Source organism: Massilia sp. BGA-UO-ETr-WB1, from assembly GCF_059567845.1.
In genome coordinates this window covers 47617-74336 of the sequence record NZ_JCAQOT010000008.1, presented here as the reverse complement: position 1 = coordinate 74336, position 26720 = coordinate 47617, and the positions used below count along the sequence as shown (strand labels likewise).

Genomic DNA, 26720 nt, shown 5'->3' with positions numbered 1-26720 from the left:
ATCGCCAACGGCCTGACCACCACCCAGATCGTCGCCCTGAGCAGCACCCAGGCGTCCGGCCTGACCTCGCGCCAGATCGCCGCCCTGTCGACCGCCAACCTGGCCGCCATGGAAACGGTGGATGTGGCCGCGCTGAAGACCTCGACCATCTCGGCGCTGAATTCGTCGCAAGTCGCCGCGCTGACCTCGGCGCAGGTGATCGGCCTGACCACCGCCCAAGCAGGCGCCCTGACCTCGGCCCAGCTGGGCGCGATGGAAACGGTGGACCTGGCCGCGATGGAAACGGCCGACTTCGTGGCGCTGAAGACCAGCGCCCTGGCCGGCCTGAGCACCAGCCAGTTCGCTGCGCTGACCACCACCCAGGTTGGCGCGCTGACCAGCTCGCAGATGGGCGCGCTGAGCACCAACGTCATCGCCAACGGCCTGACCACGGCGCAAGTGGCCGGCCTGAGCACTTCCCAGGCTGCCGGCCTGACCACGCGTCAGATCGTCGCCCTGAGTACGGCCAGCATCGCGTCGCTGGAAACGGCTGACTTCCAGGCACTGAAGACGGCTACCTTCGCCGCGCTGACCACGCAGCAGCTGGCTGCGCTGACCACCAGCCAGATGGTGGCGATGTCCACCGCGCAAGCGGCGGCTATGAGCACGGCGCAGGCGGCCTCGCTGTCGACCGCCTCGCTGCAAGCTCTGGCCACGACGGAAGTGAGCTCGCTGAAGACCTCGACCGTCGCCGCGCTGACCACCGCGCAGCTGGCCGCGCTGTCGACCACCCAGATGCTGGCGCTGACCACGGCGCAGGCACAGGCGCTGACCAGCACCCAGATCGTCGGTCTGACCACCGCCAGCCTGGGCTCCCTGGAAACGGCCGACCTGCGGACGCTGAAAACCAGCGGCATCGCGGCGCTGACCACCGCCCAGCTGAGCGTGCTGACCACGACCCAGCTGCCGGGCATGACGACCAACCAGATCGCTGCGCTGAGCTCGACCCAGGTGGCGGCGCTGACCAGCACGCAGCTTGAGTCGCTGACCACCGCGCAGCTGTCGGTGCTGGCGCCATCGACCCCGCTGGTGCTGGACCTGAACGGCAACGGCGTGCAGACCCTCGGCGTGTCCTCCGGTGTCCAGTTCGACATCTTTGCCACCGGCAAGGCTGTGAACACGGGCTGGGTGGGCCAGGGTGACGGTCTGCTGGTACTGGACCGCAACAACGACGGCACCATCAACGACGGTAGCGAACTGTTCGGCAGCTCGGTGAAACTGAACGACGGCAGCAAGGCCAAAGACGGCTACGCCGCCCTGGCCGAACTGGACAGCAACGGCGACCGCGTGGTCGACAGCAGCGACACCCACTTCGACAAGCTGAAAGTGTGGGTCGATGGCAACGCCGACGGCGTCAGCCAGGCCGACGAACTGATCAGCCTGAAGGATGCTGGTGTGGCCAAGCTGAACCTGAACGCGGCAGCGACCGACGTCAACAGCAACGGCAACTGGGTTGGCCTGACCTCCAGCTTCGAGAAGACCGACGGCACCACGCACGGCATGGCCGACGTGTGGTTCCAGACCGGTGCCGCCAAGTCCGCCGAACTGCGCGACAAGGTCAGCGGCCTGGCCAAGTCGATCGCCGAGTTCACGGCGGCGCCGGAAGCGGTGCCGGCCGGCGGCAAGCTGGAAATGCCTGCCGAGAAGAGCGGCGCGAACCTGGCGGCAGTCGGCAAGATGGTTGACGTGCTGAAAGGCTTCGATGCCAACGGCAACGCTCTGGGCGGCAGCACGCTGGCCAGCGGCAGCCAGACGGTGCGCGCTCCGGGCCAGACCGACAGCGGCAGCAACGGCTTCCTGGCGATGCCGAAGTAACCCCGCAGCGGCGGAGGGGCGGCAACGCTCCTCTCCGGACCGGCGGCGACGGGCAACCGTCGCCGCTTTTTTTATGCCGGCCAAGGCGGGCACAGGTTAGAATCGCTGTGAGCGCGCCGCCGGCGCGGCCAGCGCACAGTGCAAGATTTTCACGTTTCAGCGAGATGCAAGAAAAATTTCCCCACACGGTAATTCAATGCCTGACCGCGATCGCCCAGCACCACGGCTTGCAGGTCAACCCCGAGCGTCTGATCGATGATTTTGCGCTGCGCAGCGAAGAGCCGGCCGCAGCGCGCCTGCTGCGCATCGCTTCCGAAATCGGCCTGAAGGCCAAGCAGTCGCACCTGAGCTGGGACAGCTTGCTGGCCCAGGGCGGCGTATTCCCCCTGATCGCCCGGCTGGACAACGGCAACGCCGTGATCGTGGTGGGCGCGCGCGCCGACGAGGGCGACGGCAAGGTGGCCATCCTCGACCCGCTGGAGGAGGCGGCCGGCGTGATGCTGCTCAACCGCGAGCAGTTCTGCACGCGCTGGCACGGCGACGTGGTGTTCGTCAAACGGCAGCACGCGCTGACCGACCCCAACCAGCCGTTCAGCCTGCGCTGGTTCATTCCGGAAATCCTGAAGCAGAAGGCGGCCTTCCGCGACATCGCCATCGCCGCCTTCGCCATGCATTTCCTGGCGCTGGCCTCGCCCATCTTCTTCCAGCTGGTGATCGACAAGGTGCTGATGCACCAGAGCGCGGCCACCCTGAGCGTGCTGGCGGTGGGCATCGTGGCCGCGCTGGCCTTCGACGGCATGTTCAACTACCTGCGCCAGCTGCTCACGCTGGCGGCCACCAACAAGATCGACATGCGGCTGACGCGGCGCACCTTCGGCCACCTGCTGTCGCTGCCGATCGACTACTTCGAGACCACCTCGGCCGGCGTGGTGGCGCGCCACATGCAGCAGCTCGAGAAGATCCGCGGCTTCCTCACCGGCCGCCTGTTCTTCACCGCGCTGGACGCCACCGCGCTGCTGATCTTCCTGCCCATCCTGTTTACCTACTCGGTCAAGCTGGCCATGATCGCGCTCGGCTTCACCCTGGTGATCGCCACCGTGGTGGCGGTCATGATCCCGCCCTTCCAGCGCCGCCTGAACGACCTGTACACGGCCGAGGGCAAGCGCCAGGCCATGCTGGTCGAGGCAGTGCACGGCATGCGCACCGTCAAGGCGCTGGCCATCGAGCCGAACCAGCGCAAGCAGTGGGACCAGCGCTCGGCCGAAGCGATCACCCTGCACTTCAAGGTCGGCCAGATCTCCATCGCCGGCAATGCCCTGGTCGACTTCCTCGGCAAGCTGCTGCCGGTGGTGGTGATCGTGATCGGCGCCCAGGACGTGTTCGACCAGACCCTGTCGGTGGGCGCGCTGATCGCCTTCCAGATGATTACCAGCAAGGTCACGCAGCCGCTGATCGCCATCGTCGGCCTGATCAACGAATACCAGGAAACCGCGCTGTCGGTGAAAATGCTGGGCGAAGTGATGAACCGCGCGCCGGAAGGGCGGGGCGGCGCCGCCGGCCTGCGTCCCCAGCTGCAAGGCAACATTACTTTCGACGCGGTCACGTTCCGCTACCCGGGCGCGGCCGGCACCGCGCTCGACCGCGCCAGCTTCACCATCAAGGCCGGCACCGTGGTCGGCATCGTCGGCCGCAGCGGCTCGGGCAAGACCACGCTGACCAAGCTGATGCAGGGCCTGTACCCGGTGCCCGAAGGCGTGGTGCGCTTCGACAGCTTCGACGCGCGCGAAATCGACCTGGCGCATTTGCGGCGCCAGATCGGCGTGGTATTGCAGGAAAACTTCCTGTTCCGCGGCTCGGTGCGCGACAACATCAGCGCCGTCAAGCCGGACGCCACCTTCGAGGAGATCGTGGAAGCGGCGCAGGCGGCCGGGGCCGACGAGTTCATCGAACGCATGCCGCAGGGCTACGACACCATGCTGGAGGAAAACGCCTCCAACCTGAGCGGCGGCCAGAAGCAGCGCCTGTCGATCGCGCGCGCATTGCTGGCCAAGCCGCGTATCCTGATCCTGGACGAGGCGGCCAGCGCGCTGGACCCGGAAAGCGAGGCCATCTTCATCGCCAACCTGTCCAAGATCGCCGTCGGCCGCACCGTGGTGATGATTTCGCACCGCCTGTCGACCCTGGTCAACGCCGACGCCATCCTGGTCATGCAGCGCGGCAGCCTGATGGACAGCGGCCGCCACGAAGAATTGTTGCAACGCAGTGAAACCTATCAGCACCTATGGAACCAACAAACAAGCCACCTGTGAGCGGGCGCAAGGCGCGCCGGCCCGACGTCGAGTTCCTGCCCGACGCCGACGAGATCGAGCTGCGCCCGCTGCCGCTGGTGGCGCGCATCACGCTGCCGGTGCTGGCCGGCGCGCTGCTGGTGGCCGCGCTGTGGGCCAGCTTCTCGCAGATCGACATGGTGGTGGTGGCCAAGGGCCGGCTGGTCAATCCGCTGCCCAACATCGTGGTGCAGCCGCTGGAAAACTCCATCGTGCAGAACATCCACGTGCGGGTCGGCCAGATCGTGCGCAAGGGCGAACGCCTGGCCACGCTGGACCCCACCTTCACCGCCGCCGACGAAACCCAGCTGCGCAGCCGCCTGGAAAGCCTGAGCACGCAGCAGGAACAGCTGGCCGCCGAGCTGAAGGGCGGCAGCGTGAGCAAGGGCAGCAACCCGGACAGCATGCTGCAGCAGCGCCTGTCGGAAGAGCGCCGCGCCAACTACCTGGCCCAGGTCAACCGCATCGATGAAAACATCCTGCGCCAGCGCGCCGCGCTGGAAACCAACCGGCGCGACCTGCAGGTGCTCAACGCGCGCCTGGCCTCGGCGCAGGAAATGGAAACCATGCAGCAGCGCCTGGTGGACCAGCAGTTCGGCGCCCGCGTCAAGCTGCTGGAAGCGCGCGACAAGCGCCTGGAGATCGAGCGCGACCAGCTGCTGACCAAGAACCGCGAGCAGGAAATCCTGAAGGACATCGCCGGCCTGCAGGCCGAGAAGGCCGCCTTCGACCGCAGCTGGCGCCAGAAAACCATGGAAGAGATGCTGACCATCTCGCGCGACCGCGCCGACGTGGCCGAGCAGCTGCAAAAGGCCGACAAGCGCCACGCGCTGGTGAGCCTGCACGCGCCGTCCGACGCGGTGGTGCTGGAGATCGCCAAGCTGTCGCCCGGCTCGATCGCGCGCGGCACCGAGAACTTCTTCACCCTGGTGCCGCTGGCCGCCGAGCTGGAGGCCGAGGTGCAGATCGACGCGCTGGACGTGGGCTACATCAAGCCGGGCGACCCGGTGCACATCAAGATCGACGCCTTCCCCTTCCAGCGGCACGGCGCGCTCGACGCCAAGGTGCGCACCATCAGCGAGGACGCGTTCCGGCGCGACAGCAGCCAGCCGCAGGCGCCGGACGCCTACTACCAGAGCCGCTTAACGCTGAGCAAGAAACCGCTGCGCGCCATGCAGCCGCAGACGCGCTTGCTGCCCGGCATGACCTTGTCGGCCGAGATCGTGGTCGGCAAGCGCTCCGTCATGTCCTACCTGATCTGGCCGCTGACCAAGACGCTGGACGAATCCATCCGAGAACCTTGAACCCCATGTCCGCTCCCCGTGTAAATGTCGTGCTGTTCCAGCCCGACCTGCCCCGTTTTTCCATCCTGAACTCTTACCAGGAGGTGATCGACAGCCTGGTGTGGGGCTTGCAGGCCTGCGGTTTCCAGACCAGCTTCCTGCGCAACGCCTTCGACCCGCAGGCCGTCAACATCGTGTTCGGCTGGATCCCGGCGTTCCAGCTGGGCGGCAGCGCGCGTTTCCCGCCCAACACCATCCTGTACAACCTGGAACAGTTTTCGGTGGCCGGCATGCGCGGCGCGCCCATCCTGGAGGAGGCCGCCGCCAGCTTCCAGATCTGGGACTACAGTGCCGCCAACCTGCCGCACTGGGCCGAGCTGTCGCCGCGCTTCCCGGTGTTCCATGCGCCGGTGTCGTACGCGCCCACGCTGGAGCGCCTGCCCACCGGCAAGCCGGAGGACATCGGCATGCTGTACGTGGGCAGCCTGGGCGCCAAGCGTTCGGAAAAGCTGTACAGCACGGTGGATACGCCGCTGGTGAGCAATGGCCTGGTCAGCCTGACCAATGTGTGGGGCAGCCTGCGCGACGAGTTCATCAGCCGGGCCCAGCTGATGCTGAACGTGTCCAACGACAACCCGCTGATGAAGATCTACGAAGTGGTGCGGGTGTCCTACTACCTGGCCAACCGCAAGGCCGTGCTCAGCGAAGAGGTGCCCGGCAATTTCGTCGAGGACGACCTGCGGCGGGTGATGCAGTTCAGCGCGCCGTCCCAGCTGGGGCTCGACGCGGCCGCGCTGCTGGCCGAGCCGGAGCGGCGCCGCCGCTACGCCGACGCTTGCTACGAAGTGTTCCGCCAGCGCGACGTGCGCGCCGTGGTGCGCGCATACTTCGGCTAAGCGGCGCCGCCGCGCGGCAAATTCCCCCCCGGCACTGCGCCAGACGCGGCATAATATGTCCGGATGGCATACCGCTGCGGCGGGGGCACGACGATACTATGAATGGATGACCATGCTGAACAACAAGACTATCCTGATCACCGGTGGCACCGGTTCCTTTGGCAAGCAGTTCGTGAAGACCATCCTGGCGCGCTACCAGCCGAAGAAGGTCATCATTTATTCGCGCGACGAGCTCAAGCAGTACGAGATGGCGCAGACCTACAACGCGCCGCAGATGCGCTACTTCATCGGCGACGTGCGTGACCAGCCGCGCCTGCTGCAGGCGATGGACGGCGTCGACGTGGTGATCCACGCGGCCGCGCTCAAGCACGTGCCGGTGGCCGAGTACAACCCGATGGAGTGCATCAAGACCAACATCTACGGCGCCGAGAACGTCATCCACGGCGCCATCGCGGCCGGCGTCGAGCACGTCATCGCGCTGTCGACCGACAAGGCGGCCAACCCGATCAACCTGTACGGCGCCACCAAGCTGGCCTCCGACAAGCTGTTCGTGGCCGCCAACAACATGGTCGGCAGCCGCAACACGCGCTTTTCCGTCGTGCGTTACGGCAACGTGATCAACTCGCGCGGCTCGGTGATCCCCTTCTTCAAGAACCTGCTCGACAGCGGCGCCACCGAACTGCCGATCACCGACGCGCGCATGACGCGCTTCTGGATCACCCTGCAGCAGGGCGTGGACTTCGTCATCAAGAACTTCGAGCGCATGCACGGCGGCGAAATCTTCATCCCGAAAATCCCGTCCGCCACGGTGACCACGCTGGCCGCATGCATGGCGCCCAACCTGCCGCAGAAGATCGTCGGCATCCGCCCGGGCGAAAAGCTGCACGAGATCATGTGCCCGTTCGACGACTCGCACCTGACGCTGGAATTCCACGACCACTTCGTGATCCAGCCGTCGATCGTGTTCAACAACCGCGCCGACTACCGCCTGAACCGCCTGGGCGAGACCGGCACCCCGGTGCCGGACGGCTTCGAATACAACTCCGGCACCAACCCGGACGTGCTGGACGTCGAGGGCCTGCGCGCCCTGGTGGCGCTCAGCGAACGCACCGGCTATTGATTTGCCATTCACCATCCGCTACTAACCAGGAGCCAGGCATGCGTATCGCCATCATCCCTGCGCGCGGCGGCAGCAAGCGCATTCCGCGCAAGAACATCCGCCCCTTCGCCGGCCAGCCGCTGATCGCCTATTCGATCAAGGCGGCCCGCGAGAGCGGCCTGTTCGACCACGTCATCGTCAGCACCGACGACGAGGAAATCGCCGCCATCGCGCGCCAGCACGGCGCCGAAACGCCGTTCGTGCGCCCGGCCGAACTGGCCAACGACCACGCCACCACGGTGCCGGTGATACGCCAGGCCGTGCAGTGGGTGCAGGAGCACATGGGCCCGGTCGAGCAGGTGTGCTGCATCTACGCCACCGCGCCTTTCCTGCAGGCGTCCGCGCTGCGCGAAGCGCACGCGCTGTTCGAGCAGCGCCAGGTGGGCGGCTACGTGTTCAGCGCCACCTCCTTCCCGTTCCCGATCCAGCGCTCGTTCAAGCTGAACCCCGAGGGCCTGGTGGAAATGTTCTGGCCCGAGCACTACAACACCCGCTCGCAGGACCTGGAGCACGCCTACCAGGACGCCGGCCAGTTCTACTGGGGCTCGGCGCAAAGCTACCTGGATAACAAGATCTTCTTCTCGACCGACTCCATGGCCTACCTGCTGCCGCGCCACATGGTGCAGGACATTGACACGCCGGAAGACTGGACGCGCGCCGAGCTGATGTACGCGGCGCTGCGCCAAAACGGCGACATCGCCTGAGTTCCATGGCCAGCATCCTCGTCACCGGCGCCACCGGCCTGCTCGGCAGTTCGCTGGTGCCGGCGCTGCGCGCGGCCGGCTACACGGTGCACAGCCACGGCCACAGCCACGCCGCCGAGCAGCAGGCCGACCTCGGCGACTGGGGCCAGACCGCGGCGCTGCTGGAACGCACCCGCCCCGATTGCATCATCAACCTGGCCGCGCTCACCAACGTCGACCTGTGCGAGGCCGAACCGCAGCAAGCCTACCGCCTCAACACCCTGCCCGTGGCGCACCTGGCGCGCTGGATGCGTGAACAAGCTTCCGCCTGCCACCTGGTGCAGATCTCCACCGACATGGTGTACGACGGCGCCGGCCCGCACGCCGAAGGCGACGTGCGCGTGGCCAACACGTACGCTTTTTCCAAGCTCGCCGCCGAGCACGCCGCTGCCGGCGTCTCCAGCACCGTGCTGCGCACCAACTTCTTCGGCCGCAGCCGCCGCGCCGGCCGCGCCAGCTTCAGCGACTGGCTGGTGCAGGGCATGCACGAAGGCCGCGCCATGACGGTGTTCGACGACGTGCTGTTCTCGCCGCTGGCCATCGCCACCCTGTGCAGCCTGCTGGCGCGGGTGGCCGAAGCGCGTCCGCGCGGCGTCTACAACCTGGGCGCGCGCGAGGGCATGAGCAAGGCCGATTTCGCCTACGCGCTGGCGGCCGCGCTGGACCTGCCCACGGGCGGGCTGCAGCGCGGCCTGGCCTCGGCCGCGCCGGCATTGCGCGCGCGCCGCCCGTCCGACATGCGTACCGACTGCAGCTTTTTCGAACACACCATGGGCTTGCGCCTGCCGACCCTGGCCGAGCAAATCCAGTCACTCCGGAGCGACTACCTTGAACCAGCCTGACCGCACACTGCACATCGACGGCAAGGCCATCGGCGATGGCCATCCGACCTATTTCATTGCCGACATCGCCGCCAACCACGACGGCGACCTGGAACGCGCCAAGGACCTGATCTACATGGCCGCCGAGGCCGGCGCCGACGCCGCCAAGTTCCAGCATTTCAAAGCCAACACCATCGTCAGCGACGCCGGCTTCAAGGCGCTGGGCGGCCAGCAGTCGCACCAGGCCAAGTGGAAGAAGAGCGTGGTCGAAGTGTATGCGGACGCCAGCGTGCCGCAGCTGTGGACCACCACCCTGAAGGAAACCTGCGACAAGGCCGGCATCTGCTTCTTCACCAGCCCCTACGACAAGGCGCTGGTGGACCATATCGACCCCTACGTGCCGGCCTTCAAGATCGGCTCGGGCGACATCACCTGGCTGGAAATCATCGAACACATCGCCAGCAAGCAGAAGCCCTACATCATCGCCACCGGCGCCTCCAGCATGGACGACGTGGACCGCGCGGTGCAGGCCGGGCTGGCCATCAACCCGCAGCTGGCGCTGATGCAGTGCAACACCAACTACACCGCCCAGCTGGAGAACTTCAAGTACATCCAGCTCAACGTGCTGAAGAGCTACCGCGCCATGTACCCGGACATGGTGCTGGGCCTGAGCGACCACACCCTGGGCCACGCCACCGTGCTGGGCGCGGTGGCGCTGGGCGCGCGCATGATCGAAAAGCACTTCACCGACGACACCGGCCGCGAAGGCCCGGACCACGGCTTCTCGATGAGCCCGCAAGCCTGGCGCGACATGGTGGAGGCCACCCGCGAGCTGGACCTGGCGCTGGGCAACGGCATCAAGAAAGTCGAGTTCAACGAGCGCGAAACGGCCGTGCTGCAGCGCCGCGCCATCCGCCTGGCGCGCGACCTGCCCGCCGGCAGCGTGCTCAGCCGTGACGACCTGGACGTGCTGCGTCCGTGCCCGGCTGACGCCATTTCCCCGCTGCACCTGGCCGCCGTGCCGGGCAAGGCCCTGACGCGCGCCGTCAAGGCCGGAGACTATCTGCGATGGCCGGACCTCGCGTAGCCATCGTCGTCCCCGCCCTGAACGAGGCGGCGACGATAGGCGCGGTGCTGGAACGGGTGCGCGACTACGGCCACCCCATCGTGGTCGACGACGGCTCCACCGACGCCACCGCGCAGGTGGCGCGCGCGGCCGGCGCCGAGGTGGTCAGCCACGCCGTCAACCAGGGCTACGACGGCGCGCTGAACTCCGGCTTCGCGCGCGCGGCCGAGCTGGGCTACACCCACGTCATCACCATCGACGCGGACGGCCAGCACAACCCGGCCCAGCTGCGCGAAATGATCGACCACCTGGGGCAGGGCTACCAGCTGGTGCTGGGCGTGCGCGACCGCCTGCAGCGCGTGGGCGAAACGATTTTCGCCGCCGTGGCGCGCCGCCTGTGGAAAGTGGCCGATCCGCTGTGCGGCATGAAGGGCTACGCCATCGAGCTGTACCGCGAGGCCGGCCATTTCGACAGCTTCCATTCGATCGGCAGCGAACTGGCGGTGCGCTCCATGGCCAACCGCTGCCGCTACATCGAGATGGACATCATCACGCGCGACCGCGCCGACGCGCCGCGCTTCGGGCGCCGCTTCGCGGCCAACTACAAGATCCTGCGCGCCATGGCCATCCTGGTGGCCATGCACAGCCGCGGCCAGCTCAGGCGGCGGCCGTGAGCGCGCCAGCCAGCACGCCGCAAGCCGCGGCGCCGGCCCGCGTCGCCATCATCGGCTGCGGCCTGATCGGCGCGCAGTGGGACGCTGGGGCCGCCGCCGGCCCGGCCGCCGCTTATTCGCTGACCCACGCGGCCGGCTTCACGAAAAACCCCGGCGCGCAGCTGCTGGCCTGCTGCGACCACGAGCTGGCGCGCGCGCAGCAAGCCGCGCAGCGCTGGGGCGCGCCGCACGCCTACGACGACCCGCGCCGCCTGTTCGCCGAGCACGCCATCGACATCGCCGTGGTGGCCGCCGCCAGCAGCGCGCGCTGGTCCGTCATCGAACCGGCGCTGGCGGCCGGCGTGCGCGTGCTGGTGATCGAAAAGCCGCTCGCCACCACGCTGGAGGAAAGCCGGCGCCTGGTGGCGGCGCTGGAAGCGTCCGGCGCCCGCAGCCTGGTCAATTTCTCGCGCCGCTGGGATCCCGCCATGAACGACCTGCGCGAACGCATCGCGCGCGGCGGGCTGGGCCGCCTGCAGCGCCTGGTCGGCACCTACGGCAAGGGCCTGAGCAACAACGGCTCGCACATGATAGACCTGGTAGCCAACCTGACCGGGGCGCAGCCGCTGCGCGCGCGTTCGCTCGGTTCGCCGCTGGAAGCCGGCGAAGCGGACTGGAGCAACGGCGCCGACCCCGCGCCCGACGTGCAGATCGAGTTCGGCGGCGCCGGCAGCGAAGGCGCAGCCGGCCAGGTTTTCCAGCTCACCATGCTGGGCAGCGACCAGCGCGCCTTCACCTGTTTCGAGCTGCGCGTGACCGGCACGCTGGGCATGGCCGAGCTGTCGCTGGGCGGCCGGCAGCTGACGCTGACCGGCCTGCGCGCCGACCCGCAATACGCCGGCTACACCATCCCGGACGCGCCGCAAACGCTGCCGGCGCGCAACCTCGAAGCGATGGATAATATGGTGGCCGAAGCGCTGCGCCTGGCCAGCGGCGAGCAGCGCGCCGCCAGCTGCGACGCGCGCGCCGCCCTGGACACCGCGCTGGCCGTGGCCGCCGCGCGCCGCTCCGCCGGGCGCGGCGGCGCCTGGGTGGCGCTGGACGAACTGGACTGAACCGGCCGCAGCAGCCGGACCGACAACCCGATGGAGAACGATCTTGACTGAACTCGCAATCAACGGCGGCGCCCCGGCCCGCACTACCCCCTACGCCGTGCGCACCACCATGGGCGAGGCCGAAAAACAGGCCGTCATGGAGGTGATGGACAGCGGCCACCTGTCCGGCTTCTTCGGCAGCCCCGGCCCGCAGTGGCTGGGCGGCCCCAAGGTGCAGGAATTCGAGCGCAAATGGGCCGATAAATACGGCTTCGGCCACGCCATCTCCGTCAACTCCTGGACCACCGGCCTGATGACGGCGGTGGGCGCGGTCGGCATCGGCCCGGGCGACGAAGTCATCGTCTCGCCCTACACCATGTCGGCCAGCGCCACCGCCATCCTGTTCTACGGTGGCATCCCGGTGTTCGCCGACATCGACCCGGACACCTTCAACCTGAGCGCCGAGAGCATCGCCGCGCGCATCACGCCGCGCACCAGGGCCATCATGGTGGTGCACATCTTCGGCCAGGCCGCCGACATGGACCCCATCATGGCGCTGGCCCGCCGGCACAATCTGAAAGTGATCGAGGACGCCGCGCAGGCGCCCGGCGTGCACTACAAGGGCAAGCCGGTCGGCACCATCGGCGACATCGGCGGCTTCAGCCTGAATTACCACAAGCACATCCACACCGGCGAAGGCGGCATGCTGGTCACCAACGACGCCCAGCTGGCGCTGCGCTGCCAGCTGATCCGCAACCACGGCGAAAACCTGATCGAGGCGCAGGGCGTGGAAGACCTGACCAATATGCTGGGTTCGAACTACCGCCTGACCGAGCTGCAGGCCGCCATCGGCCTGGCCCAGCTGGACCGCCTGGACAACTACCTGGAGACCCGCCAGCGCCTGGCCGCCCACTTCGGCGCCCGGCTGGCAGGCATCCCCGGCCTGACCCCGGCCAAGGTGGCCGAAGGCGCCGAGCACGCCTACTACCTGTACCCGGTGAAGTACGACGCATCGGTGACCGGCATCCCGCGCGCCGCCTTCGTGCGCGCCGTCAATGCCGAACTGCCAACCCCCACCATCTGGGAGCAGACCGGTTTCGTGGAAGCCTACGTCAAGCCGCTGTACCTGGCGCCGCTGTACCAGAAAAAGATCGCCATCGGCAGCAAAGGCTTCCCGTGGACCGAGAACCCGGACGTGGACTACGACTACAGCCGCGGCATCTGCCCGGTGGTCGAGCGCATGCACTTCGAAGAGCTGATCTACACCCCGCTGATGCGCGAGCCGCTGTCCGAGGCCGACATCGACGACTTCGTGGCGGCGATCCGCAAAGTGCTGTCCCAGCCACAGGCCTTGCAGGGTAAATAAGGCGCGCCGGAGCCCCGCCTTGCGTTGCGGGCGGGAATTGGTTATCGTGTGAGCGAGGTGGTTTAACCGGGAATGCGATTCCATGCAAGATCAGCACAGCAACACGGCGCCGCGCGAGTGGCGCGGCAACAAGGTCACCTTGCGCCCTTTCGGCCCGGCGGACATCACGCCGGCCTACGTGGGCTGGCTCGGCGACCGCCAGCTGATGCGCTACAGCAATCAGCGTTTCCGCCAGCACGACACCGCCAGCTGCCAGGCCTACCTGGCCGGTTTCGAAGGCAGCGGCAATCTCTTTCTTGCCATTTATTATGACGAACGCATGGTCGGCACCATGACCGTCTACCACGCGCGCCAGCACGGCACGGCCGACATCGGCCTGCTGATCGGCCCGGACGGGCAGGGCCTGGGCCTGGGCCGCGACGCCTGGGGCACCATGCTCGACTACCTGCTGGCCAGCGGCGTGCGCAAGGTCACCGGCGGCACCTTGCGCTGCAACGGCGCCATGGTGCGCATCATGCAAGCCTGCGGCATGCAGCCGGACGGCGTGCGCGTGGCGCAGGAAGTGGTGGATGGCGAACCGCAGGACGTGCTGTACTTCGCGCGCTTCGCAGCCTGATGGAAACCGACTTCGCTCCCGGCCACGCCGCCGCTGCGCTGCCTGCGCCTTTGGCCGTGATTGCCCACGACGCCGGCGCCGCCAACCACATCCTGGCCTGGCTGCGCGGCAGCAGCGACGACGCCTTGCTGCCCAGCATGGCCGGCCCGGCGCTGCAAGCCTGGCGCCGCGCGCGCGGCGACACGCCGCAGCTGGCGCTGGAGCAGGCCGTGGGCGCGGCGTGCGCCGTGCTGACCGGCACCGGCTGGGCCAGCGACCTGGAACACCAGGCGCGCCGGCTGGCGCGCCAACAGGGCAAGCACAGCATTGCCGTGCTGGACCACTGGACCAACTACCGCGAGCGCTTCGAGCGCGGCGGCGAGCAGGTGCTGCCGGACGAGCTGTGGGTCAGCGACCCGCACGCGCTGGCGCTGGCGCGCAAGCTGTTCCCGGCCATCCCGGTGCGCCAGCAGCCCAACGCCTACCTGGACGGCCTGGTGGCCGAGGTGCGCGCCAGCGAGGACACGGCAGCTGCCGCCGAAGCGCCGGCCGCGCGCGTGCTGTACGTGCTGGAACCGATCCGCCAGGCCTGGGGCGAACTGCCCGAACCGGGCGAATTCGCCGCCCTCGATTTTTTCATCGCCGGGCTGGACCGGCTGGACCTGGGGCCGGAGGTGGAAATCCGCCTGCGTCCCCATCCCTCCGATCCGCCCGGCAAGTACGACGCCTGGCTGGCGCGCCAGAACGCCATTCCGCCCGCAGGCGTGACCCTGGCGCTGGACGGCGCGCCCACGCTGGCGCAGGCGCTGGCCTGGGCCAATGTGGTGGCAGGCTGCCAGACCTACGCCATGGTGGTGGCGCTGGCCGCCGGCCGCCGCGTGGCCAGCAGCGTGCCGCCGTGGGCGCCGCGCTGCGTGCTGCCCCATCCCGACATCATTCAGCTTTCTGATCTTTACCCAACGGATCCATCATGATTATCAATACCTACGGTCAGCCCCTGTTCCCCGACCTGAAATACTGCGCCCGCTGCTGCATGCCGGAAACCAACGAAGGCATGCAGTTCGACGAGATGGGCATTTGCCAGGCCTGCCAGTCGTCCGAGCAGAAGATCCGCATCAACTGGGTCGAGCGGGAAAAGGAACTGCGCAAGATCCTGGACCATTACAAGAGCCTGAACAACGAATACGATTGCATCATCCCGATTTCGGGCGGCAAGGACTCCACCTTCCAGCTGCACGTGCTGACCAAGGTGTACGGCATGCGCGCGCTAGCGGTCACCTTCAGCCACACCTGGTTCACGGAAACCGGCAAATACAATCTGCAGAATTGCCTGGAGAAATTTGACGTCGACCACGTGATGTTCTCGCCCAGCCGTTCGCTGGTGAACCGCCTGGCCAAGCAGTCGCTGTACAAGATCGGCGACTCGTGCTGGCATTGCCACTCCGGCGTGGGCGCCTTCCCGATGCAGACCGCGGTGCGCTACGGCATTCCGCTGATGATCTGGGGCGAATCGATCGCCGAAACCTCGGGCCGCGCCACCCACCGCAATCCGGTGCGCCGCTTCGACCGCGACTACTTCACCAAGGTCTCGGCCAAGCGCTACCCGGAAGAGATGGTCAACGAGGAAATCAGCCTGCGTGAAATGGCGGCCTTCAAGATGCCGTCGGTGGAAGCCATCGAGCAGGTCGGCGTGGTGGGCATCCACCTGGGCGACTTCATCTTCTGGGACGACGAGCGCCAGATGGAGTTCGTGCGCGACGTCTACGGCTGGAAGGAAGACAAGGTCGAAGGCACCTACAAGAACTACAAGAGCGTCGAGTGCCGCATGGCCGGCGTGCACGACTACACCAAGTTCCTCAAGCGCGGCTTCGGGCGCGGCACCGACCACGCCAGCCAGGACGTGCGGGCCGGCCTGCTGACCCGCGAGGAAGCCTTCGAGCTGGCCAAGAAGAGCGACACCGAACGCCCGCCGGCGCTCGACTGGTACCTGGAGATCACCGGCTTCAGCGAGGACGAGTTCAACACCGTGATGCGCCAGCACCGGGCCCAGGTGACGGCCGGCGGCGGCCTGACCGACGCCGCCTTCAGCGACGCCGTGCAAGCCTACCGCAACGCGCAGGTGAAGCCATGAGCGCCCGCACCCCGACCCAGCTGGCCGAGTACACCGCCAGCCAGCTGCTGCCGCTGCTGAAGTCGCGCGAAGTGAGCGCGCGCGAAGTGACCCAGGCCTGCCTGGGCAGCATCGCCGCCCGCGAAGCCGACATCCACGCCTGGACCTATCTCGACCCGGAACTGGCGCTGCGCCAGGCCGACGAGGCCGACCGCCAACTGGCGGCTGGCACCGGCGGCAAACTGTGCGGCCTGCCGGTGGCCGTCAAGGACATCTTCAACACCAGCGACATGCCGACCCAGATGGGCAGCCCGCTGTTCAAGGACTTCACGCCCGGCAACGACGCGCGCGTGGTGCACTACCTGCGCATGGCCGGCGCCATCATGCTGGGCAAGACCGTGACGGCGGAATTCGCCGTGCACGCGCCCGGCCCGACCTGCAACCCGCACCACCTGGGCCACATCCCCGGCACCTCGTCCAGCGGTTCGGCGGCGGCGGTGGCGGCGCACATGGCGCCGGTGGCGCTGGGCACGCAGACGGCCGGCTCCATCATCCGTCCCGCCAGCTACTGCGGCGTGATCGGCTTCAAGCCCTCGTTCGGCCTGGTGCCGCGCACCGCCATGCTGAAGACCACCGACACGCTGGACACGGTGGGCGTGTTCGCCCGCAACGTGGACGACGTGCAGATGATGTTCGACACCATCCGCGTGCACGGCATCGACTTCCCGATCGCGCACCAGATCCTGAACGATCCCGCGCGCCAGACCGTGGGCGAGCGGCCGTGGCGGGTGGCGGTGCTGCAGGGCCCGCGCTGGAACGATGCCGAGCCCTACGCGCAGCAAGCCCTGCGGGACTTCGCCGTGCGCCTGGCCGACGTGGCCAACGTGCACGTCGAGCAGCTGGTGCTGCCGGACAGCTTCAACCAGGCGCACGACATCCACGCCACCATCTACGACAAGGCGCTGGCGTATTACTTCAAGGAAGAGTTCGAGGCGCACACCCTGGTCAGCCCGGTCATGTACGACATCGTCACGCGCGGCAACCAGCTCGGCGTGGAGCAGTACCAGGGCGCGCTCAAGCAGCAGAACGCGCTGGCGGCGGAACTGGATGCCCTGCTGGCGGCGCAGTACGACATCGTGATCGACCTGTCCACCGGCGGCGAGGCGCTCAAGGGCCTGGATTCGGTGGACCGTCCGGACAACAGCCTGATCTGGAGCCTGTGCGGCGTGCCCAGCATCAACCTGCCGCTGTTCACCGGCCCGCTGGGCCTGCCGTTCGGCGCGCAGGCCTTCGCCCGCCGCTACAACGACTACCTGCTGCTGGCCTTCGCGCGCCACCTGCAGGCGCAGGGCGTGCTGCACGCCAACACGCCGCTGCCGGCCTTCGCGCGCTAAGGCGCCAAGGCGCCGGCTTACAGGAAGCGCCGCAGCGCGTGCGCTTCCGCGCCGGCCGCCAGGTAGTCGGCGAACTGGCGGCGGCGGAACTGGTTGAACGCGTCCTCGTCCAGCCGGAACAGGTCCAGCCGCGCCAGCGTGCCGCTCAAGTCGTCGCGCGGCATCAGGCGCGCGTCGGCCCACAGCGTTTCAGCCTGGCTGAGCGGTTCCGGCAGCGGGTTCAACACCGGCACCTGGTGCCGCAGGCACTCGATGGCGGCGCTGGTCGGCGCGTCGTACATCAGGCACAAATCCATCCCCTGTACAAACTGCGCCAGCGTGCCGGCGATGCCGGCCTGCTGCACCGCGCGCGGAATGCCGGCCTGCTCCTCGATCAGGTGCAGCAAGGTCTGGCCGGGACGGTTGCGGATGCTCAGCTCGATGCCGTGCGCGCGGCACCAGCCGGCGATGGCCGCAATGCCGGCCAGGTAGGCGGCCGGGCGCGTGCTGAGCACCCCGTTCAGTGAAATCCCGCTCAGCAGCAGGCCCACGCGGCGCAGCGGCCGGGTGGAACTGTCGCCGCTGCAGGTTTCCGGATAGGCCAGCGCATGCCGGCGCAACTGGCGGCCGTCGCCGCGCAGCATGGGCAAGCCCTGCATCGGGTGGGTCAGCGCGGTCAGCTGGTCGGACTGGAAGGCGCTGCTGATGCTGACCTTGGCGTGCGGCAGCTGCAGCACCGGGATGCCGTGGCGCTGCGCATAGCTGAGCAAGGGGCCGTGGAAGCCGGCGTCGTGGTCCGACAGCAGCATCCGGCCCGGCCGGTCGGGACCGAAATAACGTTCCAGCAGCTGCAGCATGACCAGCTGCGACTGGTACAGCTTGGCCAGCTGCAGCGCCTGGCGCGCGCGGTATTCGTGGCTGCCCAGGTAGGGCGTGAGCAGCTTGTGCAGGCTGTGCAGCAGGCGCTCGCCGTGCGGCGCCATGGACACCAGGCCCAGCGTGGCCAGCCGGCCGTGGTCGATGCGCAGCATCTTCAGCTGGCGGTCCGGCTGCAGCGGCACGCCCCAGTACTTCGGCTCGATATTGATGCTGCGCTTGCCGGCCGCCTTGATCTCGGCCGCGAAGTAGGGCGCGTCGTAGAAGCAGGTCGGCAGGTGGGTCAGCACGTCGTAGCGCTCGGACTTGTCCTGCAGGTCCGGGATCACGTCCGATTCGTCGGCGCGGCCGCCGTAGTGGGTGGCGTGGAAGGCCACGCCCCAGCCCGGCAGGCGCTCCATCAGCAGCTGCGCCGGCAGGAACGACGGCCAGTAGAAGCAGGCCGGGTTGTCGTTTACCGGCAGGTACAGCGTGTGGCCGGCGCAGCGCGCCTGCAGCGCGTCCCACAGCTGGCTATACCACAGGTAGCTGATGAAGAAATAGTACAGGTTCAGCGCCTGCCAGCCGCGCAGCGACACGTCGCCCAGCATGGGCGCCATCTCCTCCATCAGCGCGCGTTCCAGCGCGGCGGCCAGCGCGTGCGCCTCCGCTTCGATGGCGGGGTAGTCGGGCAGGGAATCCGGCAGCACCAGTTCGGCCCGCCGCAGCGGGCCGGCGGCCATGGTGTCGAGCAGCGTGGGGTCGAAATACCAGGTGCTGTAGTCGTCGCCCAGGGTGGCCGCGATGTCGGCGGCGGCAGCCACGTCGTACGACGACATGACGAGCAGGATGTGCGCCATGGATCAGCGTTTGATTACCAGGCCCTGCCCGGTCGGCAGCGGGAACACGCGGTACTTGCGGGCTTCGAACCAGGCGTCCTCGGCGATCTTTTGCAGGCGGTACTGGCCGGACCACTCGTAGTCGTCCAGGATCACCATGCCGCCCGGGGTGACGCGGTCGAACAGCGCGTCGAGCACGGCGATTTCGAACTCGGCGCTGTTCAGGTCGATGTGCAGCATGGCGATCTTGTCCGGCGAATTGCCTTCCAGCGACTGCGGCAGCAGGCCTTTGACCAGGCGCACGTTATCGTAGCCGGCGAAGCGCGCCTGGATCTCGTCGAACATGCCTTCTTCCTGGCCGGCGAAGGTGTGGTGCTCGACCGGGTTGTAGTCGTAGGTGTCGTAGCCCCAGAAGGTCTTGTCGAAGTTGTCCTTGCCGAAGTAGTCGATCACGGTCTTGATGCCGGTGCCGCGGTACACGCCGCACTCGACGAAGTCGCCCTCCACCTGCGCGCAATGGTAGGCCGAGCAGGCCAGGATGTAGCGCCGCCAGGCGATGGCGCGGTCGGCGTCGTTCTGGGTGTTCGATTCCCAGGCGCGCACGAAGTTCTCGTCCGAGAACGGCGAATTGCTCTTGCCCCAGGTGAAGATATTGTCGCCCAGATAGGTGCCCGGCACGCACAGCGACTTGGCCTCTTCCATCAGCTGGTAGAAGCGGGCCGGGTCGGTCAGGCCCCACACGGTGCGCACCATGAAGTTGATCACGCGTTCTGGATGTTCAATCGGGGTTTGGGCCGGCAATATCATGGTCTTTTCTTTCGGAACGGAGGGCGTGGGGGCTGGCAGGGCGGGCGTCTTGACCACCGAGCGCAGCGCGGTTTCCAGTTGGCGCACGAAGCGCGGGCTGTCGAACAGGATGGAGCTGTCGCGGTGCGTTTGCAGATGCTGTTTCATGGCGGCGATGCGCGCGGGCTGCTGCGCCAGCGCCACCGCCAGGTCTTCGTATTCCTGCAGGGAATGGGTAATCAGCTCGGGCAGGCCGATCGCGTGCAGCAGGCTGCCGGCCATGCGCGCGCAGAAGGTGTTGCCGGAGCAGGTCAGCAGCGGCAGGCCGGCCCACAGCGCGTCGCTGGCGGTGGTGCCGGCGTTGAACGGCAGCGTGTCCAGGAACAGGTCGGCCACGCCGTAGCGCGCCAGGTAGGCGGCCGGCATGGCCCGCTCGGCGAAGTGCAGGCGCTCGGGCGCCACGCCCAGGCGGGCCGCGCTGGCGCGCAGGTTCTGGCGCACCACGTCATGGTCGGACACCAGCCACAGCACGCTGCCCGGGGTGCGCTGCAGGATGCGCATCCAGGCCGCGAACACCGGCTCGGTGATCTTGAAATTGTTGTTGAACGAACAGAACACGAAGGCGTCGTCCGGCAGGCCGAGCTCGGCGCGCTGCGGGCGCGGGCCGATGGCGCGCTGGCGGTCGTTGATCTGGAAGCACTCGGGCAGGTACAGCGGCCGCTCGCTCATGAACGGCGCCAGCGTTTCCGGCAGCACGAAGCGGTCGGCGATCACGTAGTCGATGCAGGGCAGGGCGGTGGTGCCGGGGAAGCCCAGGTAGGTCAGCTGCACCGGCGCCGGACGGTAGGACAGGATGTTGGGACGGGTGCCCAGGGTCAGGCCGTGCAGGTCGATCAGCAAGTCGATCTCGTGCGCGCGGATGCACTGCGCAGCCTCCTCGTCCGTCATGGTGTCGATGCGGATGTAGTGGTCCATGGCCTTGACCACGCGCGCGCGCAGCGGCGAGTTGTCTTCCTTGGTCCAGGAGAAGGCGTATACCTCGAAGTGCTGGCGGTCGTGCAGCTCGTACAGCTCGGCCGTCAGGATGGCCACCGCGTGCGAGCACAGGTCGGACGACAGGTAGCCGATGCGGATGCGGTGGTGCGCGTAGCCCTCGGCCGGCGCCATCGGCTCGGCCGGCGGCATCACCTTCTCGGCCACGAAGCGCTGCGCCGCGCCCAGCTGTTCCTGCGGGTCGTCCGAAGCGCTCAGCATGGCCAGCGCGGAGGTGGTCTCCACCATCTCGGCGTGGGTGATGCCGGCGATCGGCGCGTAGATCGGCCAGCTGCACTGCTTCTGGCGCAGGTGGATCACGTGGGTCAGCACCTTGGGCTGCTGCGGGTCCAGCGCCAGGCTTTGCATCAGCATCTGTTCGGCCAGCGGCAAGTCCTTGCGCATTTCCAGCACGCGGCCCAGGTTGTTCAGCGCCTGGATCCGGAACGGCCGGTCGGCCGGCACGTCGGCGCTGGCCAGCGCGGTCACCACGTTCCACATGCTCAGGGCGTCGGCCTGCAGGCCGCGCCGCTCCAGCAGGGTGCCCAGGTTCATGTGCGCCTCGATGAAGCGCGGGTTGAGCAGGATGGCGCGCCGGTAGGCGTCCTCGGCGGCGGTGTCGTCGCCCAGCCCAGACAAGGTCACCGCCATGTTGTACAGCACCGCGTAGGCGGCCGGCGACTCGGTGTGTTCCAGCCAGGTGCGGAACAGGGCCACCGAGCGCGAGGAGCGGCCCTGTTCGGTTTCCGCCGCCGCCATGGTGAACAGCTGCACGATGGGCAGGGCGCCGGCCATGGCCAGGCGCGCCGACAGTTCATAAGCTTCGTCCAGCGCCTGGCGCGCCAGGTAGTCTTCCAGCTGGGCAAGCAGCGCCGCCGCGCTGGTCTCCTGCGTTGTTGTCATCATCGTGGAATTAATTTTCTAGAGGCAACTATTCTAAACCAAAAGCGGGGCGGGCCCGCCCCATAATTCGGCCACTATACCGCAGATGGCGCGCCGCTTAAGCAATAAGAAAGCAGGTGTTTTCCCACTGTTGTTTAACCGTGGCGCGGCGGTGCGTGTATCATCGGCCGGACGCCGTTACCGGACCGCCCGAACATGCTGCACACACCCGCCGATTTTTCCCCGCTGCTGGCCCCGCACGGCCAGTCCGAGCCTTGGACTTTTGTGTGCCGGGGCGACAAGATCCTGCTGCGCGAAGCCGATTTCAGCCTGCCCGAGCCGGCGCTGCTGGCCGCTTTCTTGTCCGCGTTGCCACCCGCGCCGGCGCCGGCGCAGCCGCTGGGCCTGTGGGGCGCGCGCTACTGCCAGGCGCTGCACGCCGCCGCCGGCGCGGATTTTCCGTTGCCGCCCGGCCACGCCTTCATCGGCCTGCGCGCCTTGTTCGGCGCCGTGCCGGACGGCTTCCTCGGCGTGGCCGGGCGCGCCGTGCAGCTGGCCGAATGGGCCCGCACCCACCGCTACTGCGGCGCCTGCGCCACGCCCATGCGGCAGTTGCCGGGCGAGCGCTGCTTCCAGTGCCCGGCCTGCGGCATGAGCGCCTACCCGCGCATCTCGCCCGCCATGATGGTGCTGATACGGCGCGGCGGCTCGGTGCTGCTGGCGCAGCACGCCAACGCCCCGGCCGGGCGCTACACGGCGCTGGCCGGCTTCCTGGAGGCCGGCGAATCGGCCGAGGAGGCGGTGCACCGCGAGGTGTACGAGGAAGTGGGCCTGCGGGTGCACAACCTGCGCTACTTCGGCAGCCAGTCCTGGCCCTTCCCGCATTCGCTGATGCTGGCCTACACCGCCGACTACCTGGACGGCGAGATCCGCACCGATCCGGCCGAAATCGCCGACGCGCGCTGGTTCGGCGCCGCCGACGCCTGGCCCGATTTCGCCCACACCATCTCGATTGCCGCCGAGCTGGTGAACGCGCACCGGCCGCCGCGGCGCTAGCGCCCGCCGATGCGCGGTCCGCATTTTCTATATACTGACGCCAATCGCAATTTTTATGGCTACATCATGACTAAAGAAGCAGCATTTTCGGAAAACGACTGGCGCCGCCTGCTGGAAAGCCTGGGCGAAGACCCCGACCGTCCCGGCCTGCACGAAACCCCGCACCGCGTATCGAAGGCGTGGAAGCACTGGACTTCCGGCTACGCCCAGGACCCGGTCGAGCTGCTCAAGGTGTTCGAGGACGGCGCCGAACAGTACAACGAGCTGATCGTGGTGCGCGGCATCCCCGTCTACAGCCATTGCGAGCACCACCTGGCGCCGTTCTTCGGCAAGGCCACCATCGGTTACGTGCCTAACGGCAAAATCGTCGGCCTGTCCAAGCTGACCCGGCTGGTCGACTGCTTCTCCAAGCGCCTGCAGGTGCAGGAGCGCATGACGCAGCAGATCGCCAACGCGCTGATGGACGCGCTGGAGCCGAAAGCGGTGGGCGTGGTGGTGCGCTGCCGCCACCTGTGCATGGAAAGCCGCGGCATCCGCACCCCGGGCGAGGAGACCATCACCTCGTCCATGCTGGGCGAGCTGCAGCCCAACCTGGCGCTGCGCACCGAATTCCTGGCCCTGGCCCGCGAGCCCTGAACATCATGGCGACCGCGATCGAATGGCAAAGCGGCGATCTGGGTGCCGCCTTCGGACTGGCGGCCTCGGTCGGCCGTCCCTTGTTCCTGTACTGGGGCGCCGGCTGGTGCCCGCCGTGCAACCGGGTCAAGGCTGACATCTTCAGCCAGCCCGCCTTCGCGCAGCGCATGCGCGGCCTGCTGCCGTTCTGGCTGGACGGCGACGCCCCCGGCGCGCAGGCGCTGGCCGCGCAGTACAAGCTGCGCAGCTACCCGACCCTGGTGCTGTACAGCGCCGACGGCCGCGAAATCACCCGCCTGCCGTGCGAGCTGGACGGCGAACTGTTCCTCGACGCGCTGGACCTGGCCCTGAACGCCGGCCACACCGCCGCCGAATCGCTGCAGGCCGCGCTGGGCAACACGCGGCCGCTGGCGGACCAGGAGTGGGCACTGCTGAGCCTGTATTCCTGGGACACCGACGAAGGCCAGCTGTTGCCGGCCGCCGAGCAGCCTGCCGTGCTGGCCCGGCTGGCAGCGGCCTGCCCGCCGGTCGACGCCTGCGCCGACGCGGCGGCGCGGCTGCACCTGCACGCGCAAGTGGCCGCTGCCGGCCGCATCGCCGGCGACGCGCCGGCCGGCAACGCCTCGGCCAGCGCCGCGCAGGCCGCCGCCGTCATCGCCGCCGCCGCCGACCGCCTGCTGCGCGTGTTCGGCGACACGCGCCTGGCGCGCGCCAACATGGACATCCTGGTCAACAGCGGGGTGAACCTGATCAAATGGTCCGGCGCGCGGCAGGCCGAGCTGGTGCAGGCGCTGGACAAGGCCGCGCGCGAATTCGCCGCCGACAGCTGGCTCTCGCTGGCCGACCGCCTGACGGCGGTGCGGCTGCAGATGCGCCTGGTGCGCCTGGGCGGCCCCGGCGACGGGGTGGCCGAGCTGGTGCGCAGCACCGTGGCCGCCGCGCTGGCCGAAGTGCGCGACCCCTACGCGCGCCACACGCTGGTCAACACCGCCGTGAGCGCCCTGAACGACGCCGGTTTCGGCGACGAAGCCGAGGCCCTGCTGCAAGCCGAGCTGGCCGGCTCCCACTCGCCCTACTACTTCATGCTCAGCCTGGCTGCGGCGGCGCGCCGGCGGGGCGACATCCCGGCCACGCTGGACTGGTACGAGCGGGCCTGGAACGCGTCCGTGGGCAGCGCCACCCGGCTGCAATGGGGCGCCACCTACCTGGTCAGCGTGATCGACATGACGCCGCAAGACCAGCCGCGCATCGAAGCGGGCGCGCAAGAGATCGCGCGCGACATCTCCGCTGCCAGCGACGCCTACCAGCAGCGCAACCGCACGCAACTGCAGCGGCTGGCCGGCAAGCTGGCCATGCTCACCGTCCCCGGCCCCCACGCCGGCGCCCTGCAGCGCCTGCTCACCGCCAACCTCTAGACCGCCTCCAAACTAAGCAGCCTGAGCCGCATTCGGGGACTCGGCGTCCCCGTCAGACCCCGAATGCGGCTCAGGCTGCTTCTTCGTGCGCGTGTTATTTGGCGGCGGGAGCGGGAGCGGGGGCGGGGTCGCGCGCGGCGCGGAATTCGGCGCCGGACTTCCATTGCGGCGTGGCGGCATCCTGCGCGGCGCGCAGGCCGACCTGGAACAGCAGTTCGATGTCCTGCACCGCGCCGCTCAGGTCCCAGTTGGGATGCACCACGTCCGTGACCTTGTGGTAGTCGTGCGCGGTGTAGGCGTCCAGCGTGCCGGCGGCGTAGCCGGGCGGCTTGCCGATGAACTCGCGCCCGCCGTGCGTGTACACCACCGGCACCCCGATCTTGGCGAACTCCAGCTGGTCGCCGCGGTAGAAGGCGCCCATCTCGGGATTGCCTTCCGGCCGCACCACCCGCCCTTGCGACTTGGCCACCGCCACAACCAGCTCGTCGGCCGTCGACTTGCCGTGGCCGGTGAGCTCGACGTCGCGCGTTTTGCCCCACAGGTTCAGGCCGTCCACGTTGATGTTGAGCACGGTCTTCGCGGCCGGATAGAGCGGATACCGCGCGTAGTACTGCGCGCCCAGCAAGCCCCGCTCCTCGCCCGTGGTGAGCAGGAACAGCACGCTGCGCCTGGGCGCCTGCGGCAGCGCCTTGAACGCGCGCGCCATTTCCAGCAGTGCCGCCACGCCGGACGCGTTGTCCTGCGCGCCGTGGAAAATCTGCTTGGTGCGCGGTCCGGGCAGCGATTCGTCGATGCCGAAATGGTCCCAGTGCGCGCTGTAGACCACCACCTCGTCCTTCAGCTTGGGATCGGACCCCTCGATCTTCGCCACCACGTTATTGGACGGCATCTCGTTCCACGCGTTGGCCACGCTGGCGGTCACGCTGGCGCCCAGCGGCACCGGCCGGAAGTCGCGCGACAGCGCGGCTTTCTTCAGCGCGTCGAAGTCCTGCCCGGCGGCGCGCAGCAGTTCCCGCGCGCGGTCCAGCTGCAGCCAGCCGGCCACGCCGGGGTAGCCGGGGTGCTCGCCCTTGCTGTACTTCAGGCCGTAGCTGCCGCGGCCCCAGCTGTTGCGCACCACGTCGTAGGGGTAGCCGGCCTGCCGCGTTTCGTGCACGATCAGCGCGCCGGCCGCGCCCAGCCGCGCGGCGGTTTCGAACTTGTAGCTCCAGCGGCCGTAATAGCTGGTGACCGCGCCGCCGAACTGCGCCGGGTCCAGCCGCGACGGCCGTTTCGGGTCCGGCAGCGGCGGGTCGTTGATCAGCATGAGCAGCGTCTTGCCGCGCAGGTCCATGCCCTTGTAGTCGTCCCATTTGTACTCCGGCGCCTGCACGCCGTAGCCGACGAACACCAGCTCGGAATTGGCCAGGTTCACCTTGCGTTCCACGCGCGGGGTCCAGGCCACGTAGTCGGCCGGGAAGTTCAGCGGCACCGGCTTGCCGGCGGCCGTGTAGACCAGCGTGGGCGACGGCTGCACGTACACCAGCGGCACTTTCTGCAGATAGCTGCCGTCCGGGTTGCCGGGCGCCAGGCCGAGCTTTTTGAACTCGTCCTGCAGATAGGCGAGGGTGACGGCCTCGCCCCGCGTGGCCGGGGCGCGCCCCTCGAACTCGTCCGAGGCCAGCGCCTTGATGTGCTGCAGCAGGCGGGCGCCGTCGATCTTGTGCGCGGCGGCCGCCGCAGCCGGGGGCGGCGCCGGGGCCGGGGCGGTAGCCGGCGCAGATGCTGACGCTGGCGCAGGCGGCGGCGCGGCGGCGCGGGCTGCCGCTGCGGCAGCCGTGCCGCACAATAGCGCGAGCGCCAGGCTGGACATTTTTTTCATCGGAACAGTTGCGGAAAA

The 26720-nt window shown here is 68.4% G+C and carries 21 protein-coding genes; 18 read left to right on the top strand and 3 right to left on the bottom strand.

The genetic code is table 11. From position 1 onward, the window contains the following. The 15 genes from AC56DV_RS01250 to AC56DV_RS01180 form a co-directional block, all read left to right on the top strand. Positions 1–1854: SPM autocatalytic domain-containing protein (locus AC56DV_RS01250; RefSeq protein WP_496312498.1), on the top strand; the 1854-nt coding region annotated here is incomplete at its 5' end. A gap of 164 nt (positions 1855–2018) precedes the next feature. Next, entirely contained in the window at positions 2019–4163 is a 2145-nt protein-coding gene (locus AC56DV_RS01245) for a peptidase domain-containing ABC transporter (RefSeq protein ID WP_496312497.1), read from the top strand. Then, on the top strand, positions 4136–5485 hold the full coding sequence (locus AC56DV_RS01240) for an HlyD family type I secretion periplasmic adaptor subunit (protein WP_496312496.1): 1350 nt from the start codon (positions 4136–4138) through the stop codon (positions 5483–5485). The genes AC56DV_RS01245 and AC56DV_RS01240 overlap by 28 nt, the downstream gene beginning before the upstream one ends. Before the next feature lie 5 nt (positions 5486–5490). Beyond that, a complete protein-coding gene (locus AC56DV_RS01235; RefSeq protein WP_496312495.1) occupies positions 5491–6360 on the top strand; it encodes a hypothetical protein in 870 nt (289 codons plus the stop codon). A 112-nt stretch (positions 6361–6472) separates the two neighbouring features. Further along, positions 6473–7480 (top strand): UDP-N-acetylglucosamine 4,6-dehydratase (inverting), encoded by a 1008-nt coding sequence (gene pseB / locus AC56DV_RS01230; RefSeq protein ID WP_496312494.1) that lies wholly within the window; start codon positions 6473–6475, stop codon positions 7478–7480. Between the two features lie 38 nt (positions 7481–7518). Then, positions 7519–8223 (top strand): pseudaminic acid cytidylyltransferase, encoded by a 705-nt coding sequence (gene pseF / locus AC56DV_RS01225; protein WP_496312493.1) that lies wholly within the window; start codon positions 7519–7521, stop codon positions 8221–8223. A gap of 5 nt (positions 8224–8228) precedes the next feature. Beyond that, positions 8229–9104 carry a dTDP-4-dehydrorhamnose reductase family protein gene (locus AC56DV_RS01220; RefSeq protein WP_496312492.1) on the top strand — a complete coding sequence of 292 codons (876 nt, stop codon included), beginning with the start codon at positions 8229–8231 and terminating at the stop codon, positions 9102–9104. Beyond that, the gene (locus tag AC56DV_RS01215) at positions 9091–10170 is read left to right on the top strand and encodes an N-acetylneuraminate synthase family protein (protein ID WP_496312491.1); all 1080 of its coding nucleotides are present in this window, start codon (positions 9091–9093) and stop codon (positions 10168–10170) included. Before AC56DV_RS01220 ends, AC56DV_RS01215 begins: the two co-directional genes overlap by 14 nt. Beyond that, positions 10152–10823 (top strand): glycosyltransferase family 2 protein, encoded by a 672-nt coding sequence (locus AC56DV_RS01210; RefSeq protein WP_496312490.1) that lies wholly within the window; start codon positions 10152–10154, stop codon positions 10821–10823. Before AC56DV_RS01215 ends, AC56DV_RS01210 begins: the two co-directional genes overlap by 19 nt. Beyond that, entirely contained in the window at positions 10820–11917 is a 1098-nt protein-coding gene (locus AC56DV_RS01205) for a Gfo/Idh/MocA family protein (protein WP_496312489.1), read from the top strand. Before AC56DV_RS01210 ends, AC56DV_RS01205 begins: the two co-directional genes overlap by 4 nt. A 43-nt stretch (positions 11918–11960) precedes the next feature. Next, on the top strand, positions 11961–13262 hold the full coding sequence (locus tag AC56DV_RS01200; protein ID WP_496312488.1) for a DegT/DnrJ/EryC1/StrS family aminotransferase: 1302 nt from the start codon (positions 11961–11963) through the stop codon (positions 13260–13262). A gap of 82 nt (positions 13263–13344) precedes the next feature. After that, a complete protein-coding gene (locus tag AC56DV_RS01195; protein WP_496312487.1) occupies positions 13345–13878 on the top strand; it encodes a GNAT family N-acetyltransferase in 534 nt (177 codons plus the stop codon). After that, positions 13878–14831, top strand: coding sequence for a hypothetical protein (locus AC56DV_RS01190; RefSeq protein ID WP_496312486.1), 954 nt, complete (start codon positions 13878–13880; stop codon positions 14829–14831). Before AC56DV_RS01195 ends, AC56DV_RS01190 begins: the two co-directional genes overlap by 1 nt. After that, positions 14828–15988, top strand: a complete 1161-nt coding sequence (locus AC56DV_RS01185) for an N-acetyl sugar amidotransferase (protein ID WP_496312485.1) — start codon at positions 14828–14830, stop codon at positions 15986–15988. Before AC56DV_RS01190 ends, AC56DV_RS01185 begins: the two co-directional genes overlap by 4 nt. After that, on the top strand, positions 15985–17361 hold the full coding sequence (locus AC56DV_RS01180; protein ID WP_496312484.1) for an amidase: 1377 nt from the start codon (positions 15985–15987) through the stop codon (positions 17359–17361). Before AC56DV_RS01185 ends, AC56DV_RS01180 begins: the two co-directional genes overlap by 4 nt. A 17-nt stretch (positions 17362–17378) precedes the next feature. On the opposite strand, the gene AC56DV_RS01175 is transcribed toward AC56DV_RS01180, so the two are convergent. Next, on the bottom strand, positions 17379–19055 hold the full coding sequence (locus AC56DV_RS01175; RefSeq protein ID WP_496312483.1) for a hypothetical protein: 1677 nt from the start codon (positions 19053–19055) through the stop codon (positions 17379–17381). A 3-nt stretch (positions 19056–19058) separates the two neighbouring features. After that, entirely contained in the window at positions 19059–21758 is a 2700-nt protein-coding gene (locus tag AC56DV_RS01170) for an O-linked N-acetylglucosamine transferase family protein (RefSeq protein WP_496312482.1), read from the bottom strand. A gap of 192 nt (positions 21759–21950) precedes the next feature. Between AC56DV_RS01170 and nudC the strand changes: the two genes are divergently transcribed. The 3 genes from nudC to AC56DV_RS01155 all read left to right on the top strand — a co-directional run bounded on the left by nudC (position 21951) and on the right by AC56DV_RS01155 (position 24841). After that, positions 21951–22790 (top strand): NAD(+) diphosphatase, encoded by an 840-nt coding sequence (nudC, locus tag AC56DV_RS01165; protein ID WP_496312481.1) that lies wholly within the window; start codon positions 21951–21953, stop codon positions 22788–22790. Between the two features lie 66 nt (positions 22791–22856). Next, positions 22857–23426 (top strand): GTP cyclohydrolase I FolE, encoded by a 570-nt coding sequence (folE, locus tag AC56DV_RS01160; RefSeq protein ID WP_496312480.1) that lies wholly within the window; start codon positions 22857–22859, stop codon positions 23424–23426. Positions 23427–23431: 5 nt separating this feature from the next. Beyond that, positions 23432–24841 (top strand): thioredoxin family protein, encoded by a 1410-nt coding sequence (locus AC56DV_RS01155; RefSeq protein WP_496312479.1) that lies wholly within the window; start codon positions 23432–23434, stop codon positions 24839–24841. A gap of 94 nt (positions 24842–24935) precedes the next feature. Here AC56DV_RS01155 and AC56DV_RS01150 read toward each other — a convergent pair whose 3' ends face one another. Then, positions 24936–26702, bottom strand: a complete 1767-nt coding sequence (locus tag AC56DV_RS01150; protein ID WP_496312478.1) for a M20/M25/M40 family metallo-hydrolase — start codon at positions 26700–26702, stop codon at positions 24936–24938. Positions 26703–26720: the final 18 nt, after the last annotated feature.

Bases quoted from the DNA above. Each gene is read 5' to 3' on its own strand.
- AC56DV_RS01245 (WP_496312497.1), top strand. From the start codon at position 2,019: ATGCAAGAAAAATTTCCCCACACGGTAATTCAATGCCTGACCGCGATC.
- AC56DV_RS01240 (WP_496312496.1), top strand. From the start codon at position 4,136: ATGGAACCAACAAACAAGCCACCTGTGAGCGGGCGCAAGGCGCGCCGG.
- AC56DV_RS01235 (WP_496312495.1), top strand. From the start codon at position 5,491: ATGTCCGCTCCCCGTGTAAATGTCGTGCTGTTCCAGCCCGACCTGCCC.
- pseB (WP_496312494.1), top strand. From the start codon at position 6,473: ATGCTGAACAACAAGACTATCCTGATCACCGGTGGCACCGGTTCCTTT.
- pseF (WP_496312493.1), top strand. From the start codon at position 7,519: ATGCGTATCGCCATCATCCCTGCGCGCGGCGGCAGCAAGCGCATTCCG.
- AC56DV_RS01220 (WP_496312492.1), top strand. From the start codon at position 8,229: ATGGCCAGCATCCTCGTCACCGGCGCCACCGGCCTGCTCGGCAGTTCG.
- AC56DV_RS01210 (WP_496312490.1), top strand. From the start codon at position 10,152: ATGGCCGGACCTCGCGTAGCCATCGTCGTCCCCGCCCTGAACGAGGCG.
- AC56DV_RS01195 (WP_496312487.1), top strand. From the start codon at position 13,345: ATGCAAGATCAGCACAGCAACACGGCGCCGCGCGAGTGGCGCGGCAAC.
- AC56DV_RS01190 (WP_496312486.1), top strand. From the start codon at position 13,878: ATGGAAACCGACTTCGCTCCCGGCCACGCCGCCGCTGCGCTGCCTGCG.
- AC56DV_RS01185 (WP_496312485.1), top strand. From the start codon at position 14,828: ATGATTATCAATACCTACGGTCAGCCCCTGTTCCCCGACCTGAAATAC.
- AC56DV_RS01180 (WP_496312484.1), top strand. From the start codon at position 15,985: ATGAGCGCCCGCACCCCGACCCAGCTGGCCGAGTACACCGCCAGCCAG.
- AC56DV_RS01175 (WP_496312483.1), bottom strand. From the start codon at position 19,055: ATGGCGCACATCCTGCTCGTCATGTCGTCGTACGACGTGGCTGCCGCC.
- AC56DV_RS01170 (WP_496312482.1), bottom strand. From the start codon at position 21,758: ATGATGACAACAACGCAGGAGACCAGCGCGGCGGCGCTGCTTGCCCAG.
- nudC (WP_496312481.1), top strand. From the start codon at position 21,951: ATGCTGCACACACCCGCCGATTTTTCCCCGCTGCTGGCCCCGCACGGC.
- folE (WP_496312480.1), top strand. From the start codon at position 22,857: ATGACTAAAGAAGCAGCATTTTCGGAAAACGACTGGCGCCGCCTGCTG.
- AC56DV_RS01155 (WP_496312479.1), top strand. From the start codon at position 23,432: ATGGCGACCGCGATCGAATGGCAAAGCGGCGATCTGGGTGCCGCCTTC.
- AC56DV_RS01150 (WP_496312478.1), bottom strand. From the start codon at position 26,702: ATGAAAAAAATGTCCAGCCTGGCGCTCGCGCTATTGTGCGGCACGGCT.